The 12,514-nt window shown below is 70.2% G+C and carries 12 protein-coding genes; 7 read left to right on the forward strand and 5 right to left on the reverse strand.

Annotation, left to right across the window (positions count from 1 at the left end; all coding sequences use genetic code 11):
* Positions 1-68: 68 nt before the first annotated feature.
* The gene (locus ACH4S9_RS29080) at positions 69-1,406 is read left to right on the forward strand and encodes an LCP family protein (RefSeq protein WP_385348495.1); all 1,338 of its coding nucleotides are present in this window, start codon (positions 69-71) and stop codon (positions 1,404-1,406) included.
* 104 nt (positions 1,407-1,510) lie between these two features.
* Here ACH4S9_RS29080 and ACH4S9_RS29085 read toward each other — a convergent pair whose 3' ends face one another.
* Positions 1,511-1,927: a hypothetical protein gene (locus ACH4S9_RS29085; RefSeq protein WP_398374486.1), complete on the reverse strand. Its 417-nt coding sequence runs from the start codon at positions 1,925-1,927 to the stop codon at positions 1,511-1,513.
* 87 nt (positions 1,928-2,014) lie between these two features.
* On the reverse strand, positions 2,015-3,187 hold the full coding sequence (locus ACH4S9_RS29090; RefSeq protein WP_385348490.1) for an acyl-CoA dehydrogenase family protein: 1,173 nt from the start codon (positions 3,185-3,187) through the stop codon (positions 2,015-2,017).
* A gap of 196 nt (positions 3,188-3,383) precedes the next feature.
* Between ACH4S9_RS29090 and ACH4S9_RS29095 the strand changes: the two genes are divergently transcribed.
* Entirely contained in the window at positions 3,384-4,724 is a 1,341-nt protein-coding gene (locus ACH4S9_RS29095; RefSeq protein ID WP_398374487.1) for a UDP-glucose dehydrogenase family protein, read from the forward strand.
* A 70-nt stretch (positions 4,725-4,794) separates the two neighbouring features.
* Here the strand turns inward: ACH4S9_RS29095 and ACH4S9_RS29100 are convergent, their stop codons facing one another.
* The 3 genes from ACH4S9_RS29100 to ACH4S9_RS29110 all read right to left on the reverse strand — a co-directional run bounded on the left by ACH4S9_RS29100 (position 4,795) and on the right by ACH4S9_RS29110 (position 7,701).
* On the reverse strand, positions 4,795-5,991 hold the full coding sequence (locus ACH4S9_RS29100) for a dipeptidase (protein WP_311729419.1): 1,197 nt from the start codon (positions 5,989-5,991) through the stop codon (positions 4,795-4,797).
* Between the two features lie 61 nt (positions 5,992-6,052).
* Complete coding sequence (gene purE, locus ACH4S9_RS29105) at positions 6,053-6,586, reverse strand: 5-(carboxyamino)imidazole ribonucleotide mutase (protein WP_311729418.1); 534 nt, start codon at positions 6,584-6,586, stop codon at positions 6,053-6,055.
* Complete coding sequence (locus ACH4S9_RS29110) at positions 6,583-7,701, reverse strand: 5-(carboxyamino)imidazole ribonucleotide synthase (RefSeq protein ID WP_385348559.1); 1,119 nt, start codon at positions 7,699-7,701, stop codon at positions 6,583-6,585. Before ACH4S9_RS29110 ends, purE begins: the two co-directional genes overlap by 4 nt.
* A 179-nt stretch (positions 7,702-7,880) precedes the next feature.
* Between ACH4S9_RS29110 and ACH4S9_RS29115 the strand changes: the two genes are divergently transcribed.
* From ACH4S9_RS29115 to ACH4S9_RS29135, 5 genes are all read left to right on the forward strand, one after another.
* A complete protein-coding gene (locus ACH4S9_RS29115; RefSeq protein ID WP_398374489.1) occupies positions 7,881-9,437 on the forward strand; it encodes a peptidoglycan-binding protein in 1,557 nt (518 codons plus the stop codon).
* A gap of 2 nt (positions 9,438-9,439) precedes the next feature.
* Complete coding sequence (locus tag ACH4S9_RS29120) at positions 9,440-9,976, forward strand: protease inhibitor I42 family protein (RefSeq protein WP_398374490.1); 537 nt, start codon at positions 9,440-9,442, stop codon at positions 9,974-9,976.
* Between the two features lie 117 nt (positions 9,977-10,093).
* Positions 10,094-10,459 carry a hypothetical protein gene (locus ACH4S9_RS29125; protein ID WP_311729414.1) on the forward strand — a complete coding sequence of 122 codons (366 nt, stop codon included), beginning with the start codon at positions 10,094-10,096 and terminating at the stop codon, positions 10,457-10,459.
* Positions 10,460-10,473: 14 nt separating this feature from the next.
* On the forward strand, positions 10,474-12,075 hold the full coding sequence (locus ACH4S9_RS29130; RefSeq protein ID WP_311729413.1) for a peptidoglycan-binding protein: 1,602 nt from the start codon (positions 10,474-10,476) through the stop codon (positions 12,073-12,075).
* Entirely contained in the window at positions 12,072-12,470 is a 399-nt protein-coding gene (locus ACH4S9_RS29135; protein ID WP_311729412.1) for a hypothetical protein, read from the forward strand. The genes ACH4S9_RS29130 and ACH4S9_RS29135 overlap by 4 nt, the downstream gene beginning before the upstream one ends.
* The last annotated feature ends 44 nt before the right edge of the window (positions 12,471-12,514 follow it).

Consider the following 12,514-nt stretch of genomic DNA (forward strand, 5'->3'; position numbering starts at 1 on the left):
CAACAGCCGTGCCCCGATCCGGCACCCGCCCTGTAAGGGTGACGACCCGGGAAGGCACACTTCCCTGCATGAATGATTGGCCCGACGGATGGACGAGCGACCGCAGGGACCGGTACGGCAGCGGCAGCGGCAGCGCCGAACCGGAAGGCGCCCGCGCCATGCCGCATGTGCGGCGTGCGGGCCAGGGTGCCGGCGGTGCGCCGCGGCAGGCCGAGCCGCCGCTGCCCCCTGAGATGTCGCCGCGCGGCCCCGTCCCGCACCAGCAGCGCCAGCAGGCGTCCCAGGACTTCGACGGCTACGGCGGCGACGACGGCTACAACACCGGCCAGGTCTACGGCAACGGCGCGGGCGGCCACGGTGGCCCGAGCGGCCCGGGCGGGCCCGGTGGCCACGGCGGCGCCCCGCGCGCGGCCCGGCCCAAGAACTGGAAGCGCCGGATAACCATCGGCCTGGTCACCTTCCTCGTGCTGCTGCTCGCGGTCGGCGTCGGCACGTACTTCTGGGCCGACTCCAAGCTCCGGCGCGAGGTGGACCTCGGCAAGGTCGAGGACCGGCCGGAGGGCGGCAAGGGCACCAACTATCTGATCGTCGGCTCGGACAGCCGCGAGGGCCTGTCCGCCGAGGAGAAGAAGAAGCTGCACACCGGCTCCGCCGACGGCCGCCGCACCGACTCGATGATCCTCCTGCACGTCGGTGACAACGGGAACACCATGGTCAGCCTGCCCCGTGACTCCTGGGTCACCATCCCGGCCTTCACCGGCCCGGACACCGGCAAGCGCTACCAGCCCTCGCAGAACAAACTGAACGCGTCCTTCTCCATGGCGGGCCCCGAGCTTTTGGTCCGCACGGTCGAGTACAACACCGGCCTGCGCATCGACCACTACGCGGAGATCGGCTTCGACGGCTTCGCCAAGATCGTCGACTCGGTCGGCGGCGTCGAGATCGACATCCCGCAGGACATGAAGGAAAAGAACTCCGGCACGGACTTCAAGAAGGGCAAGCAGACGCTGGACGGCCAGCAGGCGCTCGCCTTCGTGCGCCAGCGCTACGGCCTCGCCGGCGGCGACCTGGACCGCACCAAGAACCAGCAGAAGTTCCTGTCCGCGCTGGCCAACAAGGCCGCCACGCCGAGCACCATCCTCAACCCCTTCAAGCTCTACCCGACCCTGGGCTCCGGCCTGGACTCGCTGATCGTGGACAAGGACATGGGCCTGTGGGACGTGAAGGACATGTTCTTCGCGATGAAGGGCGTCTCCGGCGGTGACGGCAAGCAGATGAACATGCCCGTCTCCAACCCGGGCCTGGCCACCTCCAAGGGCAGCGCGGTCCAGTGGGACATGCCGAAGGTCAAGCAGCTGATGCAGGAGCTGAAGAACGACGAGAAGGTGACCGTCTCCAGCAACTGATCCTTCCGCTGACGCGAACGGCTGCCGCACCGAACCGGGTGCGGCAGCCGTTCGCGTTTCACCAGACGTCTGAGGGGCCCGGGCGGGCCGGGCCCTTCAGGGCGTCAGTCGCACATGGGCAGGGTCTCCTTCGTCACCGTGAAGTACACCGGCGGAAAGTCCGCCGCCTCGAACACCGCCTCGTCCTTGGACAGCAGCGTCATATAGCCCGCCATGGCGTTGCCCGCTTCCGGTGCATTGCCCTCGACCCGCTTGCCGACGCCGGAGCCGACTCCGGAGATCTTCCAGGTCCTGCCGCCGAAGGTCGCCCATGCGATGCCGCAGTGGCCGGGCATGTCGTACGGGTACGCCACCTGCACCTTCGGCCGCTTCGGCCCCTTCTCCCAGCGCTCCCCCGCCATCTCCCGCGCCTTCAGCCGCTCCTCGGTGGGCGGATCCTCCTTCGGCCCGCCACCCCCGCCACACGCGGCCCCGCCCAGCGCCAGCGTCAACACCAGCGCCCCCACGCGAACTCTGCCCACCGTTGCCCCCCTGCCCGTGGCTCCACCACTGTGTGGCGCTTCGACGACCAGAGGCGACAGCCGGTTCCGCGGTGGGCCTTACGAGCCTTACGGCAGGTTGCGCGCCATCACGATGCGCTGGACCTGATTCGTGCCTTCATAAATTTGCGTGATCTTGGCGTCGCGCATCATCCGCTCGACCGGGTAGTCGCGGGTGTAGCCGTAGCCGCCGAGGAGCTGGACCGCGTCGGTGGTGATCTCCATGGCGGCGTCGGAGGCGTAGCACTTGGCGGCGGCGCCGAAGAAGGTGAGGTCCTCCTTTTTGCCTCCGGCCGCGGCGCGCTCGGACCTGGCGGCCGCCGCGTACGTCAGCTGGCGGGCGGCCTCGAGCTTCATGGCCATGTCGGCGAGCATGAACTGGATGCCCTGGAAGTCGGCGATGCGCTTGCCGAACTGCTTGCGCTCCTGGACATAGCCCTTGGCGTAGTCGAGGGCGCCCTGGGCGATGCCGAGGGCCTGGGCGGCGATGGTGATGCGGGTGTGGTCGAGGGTCCTCATGGCGGTGGCGAAGCCGGTGCCCTCGGCGCCGATCATGCGGTCGGCGGGGATGCGGACGTTGTCGAGGTAGACCTCGCGGGTCGGGGAGCCCTTGATGCCCAGCTTCTTCTCGGGGGCGCCGAAGGACACTCCGGGGTCGGACTTCTCGACGACGAAGGCGGATATCCCCTTGGAGCGCTTCTCGGGGGCGGTCACGGCCATGACCGTGTAGTACTCGGAGACCCCGGCGTTGGTGATCCAGCGCTTGACGCCGTCGAGGACGTAGTGGTCGCCGTCGCGCACGGCCTTGGTCTTCATGCCGGCCGCGTCGGAGCCCGCGTCCGGCTCGCTCAGACAGTACGAGAACATCGCGTCGCCCTTGGCCAGCGGCGCCAGGTACTTCTTCTTCAGCTCCTCGGAGCCGGAGAGGATCACCGGGAGGGAGCCCAGCTTGTTGACGGCGGGGATCAGGGAGGAGGACGCGCAGACGCGGGCGACCTCCTCTATGACGATCACGGTCGCCAGGGCGTCCGCGCCCGCGCCGCCGTACGACTCGGGTACGTGCACCGCGTGCAGGTCATTGGCGACCAGGGCGTCCAGCGCCTCCTGGGGGAACCGCCCCTCCTCGTCGACCTCCGCGGCATGGGGAGCGATCTTCGCCTCGGCGAGCGCGCGCACCGATTCGCGGAGCAGGTCGTGCTCCTCCAACGGCCGGTACAGGTCGAAGTCCGTGGAACTCGCCAAGATCTTCTCACTCCCCTGAGTGCTAACTACCGTTAAGTAACCGAATTCTAGAGCGCCGTCCTGATCAGGTACAGGTGACTTTGCCGACAGCGGACGGCAGGGAGGCGGCAGGGAGAGGGGCAGCGGATCGGAGCTCGCGCGCGGGCGCGACTATGCTCATGCAGCGCACCCCGCCCACACGCCTTCTGGAGCACGCATGGCCCTCAAGATCACCGTGATCGGCACCGGCTACCTGGGCGCCACACACGCCGCGGCCATGGCTGAGCTCGGCTTCGAGGTGCTGGGCCTGGACGTGGTCCCGGAGAAGATCGAGAAGCTCGCGGCCGGCAAGGCCCCGATGTACGAGCCGGGCCTGGAGGAGCTGCTGCGGCGGCATGTCGCGGGGTTCGAGGGGACGACCGGGCGGCTGCGCTTCTCCACCTCCTACGAGGAGGCCGGCGAGTTCGGCGACATCCACTTCATCTGTGTGAACACTCCGCAGAAACACGGCGAGTACGCGTGTGACATGAGTTACGTGGACGCCGCCGTCGAGTCCCTCGCCCCGCATCTGCGCCGCCCCGCTCTGGTCGTCGGCAAGTCCACCGTCCCGGTCGGCAGCGCGGTCCGGCTCGCGGCCCGGCTGGCGGAGCTGGCCCCGGTGGGGGCGGACGCCGAGCTGGCCTGGAACCCGGAGTTCCTGCGGGAGGGCTTCGCCGTACAGGACACCCTGCACCCGGACCGCATCGTGGTCGGCGTGACGAGCGACCGCGCGGAGAAGCTGCTGCGCGAGGTTTACGAGACGCCGCTCGCAGAAGGCTCGCCGTTCGTCGTCACCGACTTCCCGACCGCCGAGCTGGTCAAGACCGCGGCCAACTCCTTCCTCGCGACCAAGATCTCGTTCATCAACGCCATGGCCGAGGTCTGCGAGGCCTCGGACGGCGATGTGGTCCAGCTGGCCGAGGCCATCGGCCATGACGACCGCATCGGGAAGAAGTTCCTGCGGGCCGGGATCGGCTTCGGCGGCGGCTGTCTGCCCAAGGACATCCGGGCCTTCATGGCGCGCGCCGGTGAACTCGGCGCCGACCAGGCGCTGACCTTCCTGCGCGAGGTCGACTCGATCAACATGCGGCGGCGCGGTCACATGGTCGAGCTGGCCCGCGACGCCGTCGGCGGCAGCTTCCTCGGGAAGCGCGTCGCGGTGCTGGGGGCGACCTTCAAGCCGGACTCGGACGACGTACGGGACTCCCCCGCGCTCAATGTCGCGGGCCAGATCCACCTCCAGGGCGCCCAGGTCACCGTCTTCGACCCCAAGGGCATGGACAACGCGCGCGCCCACTTCCCCACCCTCGCCTACGCGCCCAGCGCGCTGGAGGCCGCGCGGGGCGCGCACGCGGTGCTGCACCTGACCGAGTGGGCCGAGTTCCGCGAGCTGGACCCGGCGGCGCTGGGCAAGGCCGTCGCGGAGCGCCGGATCCTCGACGGGCGCAACGCGCTGGACCCGGAGCGGTGGCGCGAGGCGGGCTGGTCCTACCGGGCGCTGGGCCGCCCCACGGCCTGATCCCCCACGGCCTGATCCCCCACGGCCTGATCCCTCACGGCCTGAACCTCCACGGCCCGGCCGGGCGCCGTCAGGCGCCCGCCGCGTCCAGCTCGTCGATCGTCGCCAGCGAAGGGCCTCGGTGGGTGCCGAGGTCCCGGGCCACCGCCTCCGCGTCCCGTAGCACCCGCACCGCGTTGCGCCAGGTCAGCTTGGCCAGGTCCGCCTCGGACCAGCGGCGCTCCAGCAGCTCGGCGATCAGGTTCGGATAGCCCGCGACATCGGCGAGGTCCGAGGGGACGAAGGGCGTGCCGTCGTAGTCGCCGCCGATGCCGAGGTGGTCGATGCCCGCCACCTCGCGCATGTGGTCGAGGTGGTCGGCGACGGTGGCCGCGGTGGCCACCGGGCGGGGGTTGGCCTCCTCGTACGCCTGGTGGATCTTCATGGCCTCGGGCGTGGTCGCCACCGGGTCCAGGCCGTGGGCGCGCATGTTCTCCTCCGCCGCCCGCGTCCATGCCACGGCCTCGGGCAGCACGAACTTCGGGACGAAGGTGACCATCGCCACACCCCCGTTGGCGGGCAGCAGCGCGAGGACGTCGTCGGGGATGTTGCGCGGGTGGTCGCACACGGCGCGCGACGAGGAGTGCGAGAAGACGACGGGGGCGTCGGTCACCCGCAGCGCGTCCCGCATGGTGTCCGCCGAGACATGCGAGAGGTCGACGAGCATGCCGATCCGGTTCATCTCCCGGACGACCTCCTCGCCGAAGCGGGTGAGGCCGTGGGCGCTCGGCTCGTCGGTCGCGGAGTCCGCCCAGGGGATGTTGTCGTTGTGCGTGAGCGTCATATAGCGCACGCCGAGTTCGTACAGCGCGCGCAGCGTGGCGAGCGAGCAGTTGATGCTGTGGCCGCCCTCCGCGCCCATGAGCGAGGCGATCCGGCCTTCGGCCCGCGCCGCCTCCACGTCGTCGGCGGTGTGGGCGAGCCGCAGATCGGAGGCGTAGCGGTCGGCCAGCCGCCGCACCACGTCGATCTGTTCGAGGGTGGCGCTGACCGCCGCGTCGCCGCTCAGCCGCGAGGGGACGTAGACGGACCAGAACTGCGCGCCCACGCCGCCCGCCCGCAGCCGCGGGATGTCGGTGTGCAGGTGGGCGCGCTGGTCGAGGGCGATATCGCGCTGGTCGAGGTCGTAGCGGACCTGCTCGCGCAGGGCCCAGGGGAGGTCGTTGTGGCCGTCGACGACGGGGTGGGCGGCCAGCAGTGCACGGGCTTGCGCGAGTCGCTCGGTCATCCCTCCATCCTCTTACGCGGCCCGGTCCAAGTCACGGGGGCCACGTCGGACACGCGCCCCGCTACTTGCCGAAGCCGAAGGACTTCGCGCCGTCCACCTTGGCCCGCAGCCGCTTGCCCTTCTGCGTCGCCTGCTCGTTCAGCTCCTCCTGGAAGTCGCGCATCCGGGCGAGCAGTTCGGGGTCGTGGGCGGCCAGCATCCGGGCGGCCAGCAGCCCGGCGTTGCGGGCGCCGCCGACGGAGACGGTGGCCACGGGCACGCCCGCGGGCATCTGGACGATCGACAGCAGCGAGTCCATCCCGTCCAGGTACTTCAGCGGGACCGGCACGCCGATCACCGGCAGCGGGGTGACGGAGGCCAGCATGCCCGGGAGGTGGGCGGCGCCGCCGGCGCCCGCGATGATCGACTTGAGGCCGCGGGGCGCCGCGTTCTCGCCGTAGGTGACCATCTCGCGCGGCATGCGGTGGGCGGAGACCACGTCCACCTCGTACGGGATCTCGAACTCGTCGAGGGCCTTCGCCGCCTCCTCCATCACGGGCCAGTCGGAGTCGGAGCCCATGACGATGCCGACGACGGGGGCGCTGGGGCTGCTCATTCGGTAATGGTCCCTCGGAGGTAGTCGGCGGCGTGGCGGCCGCGCTCGCGCACGTCGGCCAGGTCGTCGCCGTAGGTGTTGACGTGGCCGACCTTGCGGCCGGGCTTCACATCCTTGCCGTACATATGGATCTTCAGGGCGGGGTCGCGGGCCATGCAGTGCAGATACGCGGTGTACATGTCGGGGAAGTCGCCGCCGAGCACATTGGTCATGACGGTCCAGGTGGCGCGCGGGCGCGGATCGCCGAGCGGCAGGTCGAGCACGGCGCGCACATGGTTGGCGAACTGGGAGGTGACGGCGCCGTCCTGGGTCCAGTGGCCGGAGTTGTGCGGGCGCATCGCCAGCTCGTTGACCAGCAGCCGCCCGTCCCGGGTCTCGAAGAGCTCGACCGCGAGATGGCCGACGACCCCGAGCTCTGCCGCGATCTTCAGCGCCATCTCCTGGGCCTGCCCGGACAGCTCGTCGGAGAGCCCGGGGGCCGGGGCGATCACGGTGTCGCAGACCCCGTTGACCTGGATCGACTCGACGACGGGGTAGGCGACGGCCTGGCCGTGCGGGGACCGTACGACATTGGCGGCCAGCTCGCGGGCGAAGTCGACCTTCTCCTCGGCGAGGACCGGCACCCCGGCGCGAAAGGGCTCTGCCGCCTCGGCCGCGTCCCGGACGACCCACACGCCCTTGCCGTCGTAACCGCCGCGCACCGTCTTGAGGACGACCGGGAAGCCGTCACCCTCCTCGGCGAACCGCTCGACGTCGGCGGGGTCGGCCACGATGCGATGGCGGGGGCAGGGCACCCCGGCGGCGCGCAGCCGCTCCCGCATGACGCCCTTGTCCTGGGCGTGCAGCAGCGCCTCGACGCCGGGGCGGATGACGACGCCGTCCGCCTCCAGTGCGCGCAGATGCTCGGCCGGGACATGTTCGTGATCGAAGGTGACCACATCACAGCCTTGTGCGAACGCACGAAGGGTCTCCAGGTCGCGGTAGTCGCCCACCACGACGTCGCTGACCACCTGGGCCGCCGAGTCCTGGCGGGTGTCACTGAGCAGCTTGAACCTGATACCGAGGGGGATGCCCGCCTCGTGGGTCATACGGGCGAGCTGGCCGCCGCCGACCATGCCGACTACCGGGAATGTCACGCCCCCAAGGGTAGCTTCCCGGCCAGGCGGGCCCCGGGGCGCGTATCCGGGGCCCCGGGGGGCTGCCTCGGCGGATCTATTGGATGTTCCTCCACGACGTTATGATCTCCGTGCATTCGACATGGACCTGCCGAGCAGGTCCTACGGGGGGAAGCCGAATGACGACGGGCAGACTGCGAGAGAAGTTCACCGACAACCAGGACGGCCTCAACAAGCTGCACAAGCGCGTCCAGGCCATCCAGGTGGACCCCGATTCCTTCGACGACCCGATGAGGGCGCGCAACGACCTGGCCGACGCGATCACCGAGGCGCGGGAATTCTCGGCCCCCTACGGCAGCCCGGACCACATCGACGGCGTCGCGGGGCGCTACCGGCAGGCCGCCGCCATCGTGGACAGGGCTCAGGGCGATGTGAAGAAGGTCGCCAAGGAGGGGCTGCCCGCCGTGTGGGTGGGCACCGCGGGGGCGAAGGCGAGCGAGGTCGTGGGCGCCGCCTCGTACTCCGCCGATCAGATGGCCCAGAAGTTCGAGGAGGCCGTCCCCGTGCTGCGGGCCCTGTCCGAGGGCATCCGCGAGGCCCAGTCGAAGCACGACTTCGGGGTCAGTGCGCTCAACGCGGCGGCGTCGATCCTGAACAACGGCGGCCTCCTCATGCCGGCCGACGAGCTGCGCCGGGCGAAGACGGCCGTCCTCGACGGCGTCTCGTATATGAGCGAGGCCGCCGGCCGTGCCAAGGCGGCCGGCGTCGAGGCCCAGAAGGCGCTCACCAAGCTGGCGTCCGAGGCCCGCGCCCGCAAGGTCACCGCCGACGGGCTCACCGACGCCGACCGGCTCGTCCTCGCCGACGCCGCGGCCCCCGGCGGGCCCGCCGATCTCAACGAGATCCTCACCGCCAACGAGCTGAAGCGGTCCTCCGAGTTCATGGACAAGATGAACGCACACGACAAGGCGGAGTTCGACCGGCTGCTGTCCGCCGCCAAGTCCCCGCAGGAGCGGGCGTATCTGATGAAGGCCCTGGCCGCGGGGCACGATGTGCGGGAGATCGACCGCTTCGCCCAGCAGATCCACGGCCGGTCCCCGCAGTGGCTGAGCGACCGTCTCACCCCTGTCGTCATCCAGAGCACCGAATCCGGCACCAACTATGTGAACTACCAGGGCGCCAAGTGGGACCAGGGTCCGGACGGGACCTGTGTCGCCTCGTCCACCGTCAACGCACGGGCGATGATCGACCCCCTGTACGCCCTCCGCCTCACGACCGGCGGCCACCCCGACGACCCCGCGTACGACAACCCCACCGCGTTCGCCGACCGCCTCAAGCAGGAGCAGAACCGCGTCCACGCGGAGGGCGGCGGCGATCCCCTGCCCGACGGCGGCATGAACCCCTACGGCCAGCAGCACGTCAACGACGTCGAGGTGGGCGGCCACACCGGCGCCAACTACGCCGAGCGGAAGCTGGACAACACCGCGGAGCGCCAGGCGTCCCTGGCCGAGATCGAACGGAACGTCGACGACGGCGTGCCCGTCCCGGTCGACGTCAAGGGCTACTCCGGCAAACACGCGATGATGATCGTCGGGCACGAGGGCGACCGACTCCAGGTCTACAACCCATGGGGCACCACCACCTGGATCAGCGAGGACGACTTCGTCAACAACAGGATGGGCTACACGACCAACGGTCATTACCCGACCGCCTACTCCGTCTACCTACCGAAGTGATCATGAGCCCCTTCGCCCGTCGCACCTCCGCCCTGCTCCTGACCGGCATCGCGCTCTGCGCCGCGGGCTGCCAGGACACGGCCACGCCCAGCGAGCACGCCAAGCCGACCTCGGCCTCGTCCTCCCCCACCTCCTCCCCCTCGCCATCCGCCGACCCCGAGCCCACCGGTCTCGGCACCGTCCACCAGGACCCGGCCTACTCCAAGGACCTGGACCGCACCGAGGGCCCGATCACCGTCAAGAGCGGCGAGCGGTTCTCGATCGCCATGCGGCAGAACATCTCCGCGCGCGCCGACTGGAGCCTGGCCGAGCCCGGCCCGTCCGCGGCGGTGCTGCGCAAGGCCGGCGAGAGTTCGTACCAGACCGCCCGCGAGAAGGAACTGGTCGGCGGGGGCTCCACCAAGTACTTCACCTTCGAGGCAGTGAAGGCCGGACAGACCCGGATCGTCCTCGCCAACTCCTTCGGCACGGACAAGTCCGCAGGTGGCTACTCCCCCACCCTTCCCCGCACCGTCACCTACCAGGTGACCGTGCGCTGATCCGGCGCCCCGGGAGCGACGCATGTGACCTGCCCGTCCAGGTCTCAGGCACGATGGTTAGGATTCGGCCGTATTTGACGCGGACCCGCCGCGTCCATTTCCTCGGGGGAGGCATTGATGGGGCAGGACAAGGACCTCGGCATCCAACACGGCGGCGCGCTCAGCCAGGGGGAGCGCCTGGGGCTCGCCGCCGATGACATCAAGGCGGCCAAGGAGCTGCTGGAGAAGGGTGACGAGGGCGGGCTCCCCGGATTCGGCGGATTGCTCGAACTGCCCTCCTCCCTGATGCACTTCGGCGAGTACGGGGCCGCGCCCGCCTTCAACGACTTCTCCGACGCCTGGATCGCCGAGTGCAAGACCCTTGAGGGCGCGGTGCGCGAGCTCCAGAAGAAGATCGGCGTCAGTTCGAGGGCGTATCGCGGAACCGACCTCGCCAGAAAGAGCGAGTTCAGCGCCATCGACCGCTTCTCGCAGAACCCCTGAGAGGCGCAGCGCACATGGCCGGGCACGACAAAACGCAGCACAAGTCGCAGGATCAGACCAAGCAGCAGAAGCTGGACGCGCTGCACAAGCACGTGAAGTCCCTGAAGTTCGAGGACACGGGCTTCGCGGCGATCGGGTTCTGCTCGGATCTGTCCGACGCGATCGGCAAGGCACGGGACACTCCCGTGCCCTTCGGTGACCCGGACCACATCGACGGCGTCGCGGCGAGCTACACACGGGCCGCGGAGCTCTTGGAGTCAGCGCAGGGCGACCTGGGAAAGGTGGCGAAGGCCGGACTGCCCGCGGTGTGGGTGGGCACGGCCGGGGAGAAGGCGAGCGAGGTCGTGGGCGCCGCCTCGCGCACCACCGACGAGACGGCCGAAAAGCTCCGGGAGGCCGTGCCGGTGCTGCGGCAGCTGGCCATCGACATCGGGGCGGCGCAGGCGACGGACGAGTACGCGCGCGTCGCGCTGGACTACGGGAAGTCGCTGTGCGGCATGTTCAGCGATCGCGAACAGCTCCTGGAAGCCAAGAAGGCCACCCTCGACGGCATCACGTACCTGATGGAGGCGGACGACCGGGCCAAGGAGGGCGGAAAGAAGGCGGCGGACAAGCTCAACAAGCTGGCCGCACAGGCCCGGACCCGGAAGGTCACCGCCGGCGGCCTCACCGACGCGGACCGGCTGGTCATCGCCGACGCGGCCGATCCGGGCGGCCCCGCGGACCTCAACGAGATCCTCAGCGCCAACGAACTCAAGCGCTCCGCGCAGTTCAGGGACAAGATGAGCGCGCAGGACCAGGCCGAGTTCGACCGGCTGATCTCCCGCGCCAAGTCCCCGCAGGAGAGCGCGTATCTGATGAAGGCCCTGGCCGCCGGGTACGACATCAAGACGCTGCGGTCCTTCGGCGAGGACATCCAGGGCCGGGACGCGACCTGGCTGCGCGAACACCTCGCGCCGTTCCACACCAGCGGGGACACCAGGGTCGGCGTCGACTCGGCGTCCGAGTTCGACGTCCCCGGTTCGAAGGGGGCGGTGTGGATGCAGCCCGACAAGAGCGGGACCTGCGTGGCCTCGTCCACCGTCACCGCCCGCGCCCTGGTCGACCCCGTCTACACGCTGCGGCTGACCACCGGCGGGCACCCCGGCGACCCGGCGTACGACAGCCCCGCCGCGTTCAAGAAGCGGCTGCTCGACGAGCAGACCCGGGTCCACAAGGAGGGCGACGGCGGTCCCCTCCCCGACGGGGGCATGGACCTCATCGGCAAGAACAAGGTCATCAACGACGAGATCGCGCCGCACACTGGCTCCTCCTACGAGCAGCGCGAAGTGCGCACCGCGGACTCCCGGCGCGCGGCCCTGCCGCTGATCGAGCAGGCGGTGGACGAGGGCAAGCCCGTCCCGATCGGCGTCCAGGGGTTCGACACCGTCGACGGGGAGCGGGTCCCGGTGGGGCACGCGATGATGATCGTGGGCCATGAGGGCGACAAGCTGGAGGTCTACAACCCCTGGGGGTTCACCACCTGGATCAGCGAGGACGACTTCATCAACAACCACATGGACAAGGCCTCGGACAAACGCCTGCCGGACGCCTACGAATACAGTCTGCCGAAGTGACCAGCACCATGACACACCAGAACATGTCCGACGAGGAGCTGCTCGCCCTCGACGTCCCCCTGATGATCCGCTACGGGCTGATGTTCGGCGGCGCCCACCGCACCGCGCTCTTCGGGGACGGGGCGATCGCCGCCGCGCTCGGGGCGGAGCGGCTGGGGGTGCTGCCGCGGTCGGTCGCCTACCTCGGGGAGGTGGTGCGGCGCGGGGGCACCCGGATGGCCTCCGAACTGCCCGAGCCGCTCCCCGGGGGCGAGGCGGGCGCCTTGGCGCGCGACTGGCTGGGGGCGGCCGTGCCGCTGGCGAAGGGCGTGGCGGAGGACGAGACGGTGGCGCGGTGGCTGGAAGCGGTGGCCGCGGTGCTGGAGCTGCGGGTACGGACCCGCGGCGACCGATGAGAAAGGGCCGGTTCGGGGGCACCGGCAGGCGGGCGCCCCGCCCG

Source organism: Streptomyces sp. NPDC021225, from assembly GCF_044332865.1.
In the GTDB taxonomy this organism is placed as follows: Bacteria; Actinomycetota; Actinomycetes; order Streptomycetales; family Streptomycetaceae; genus Streptomyces.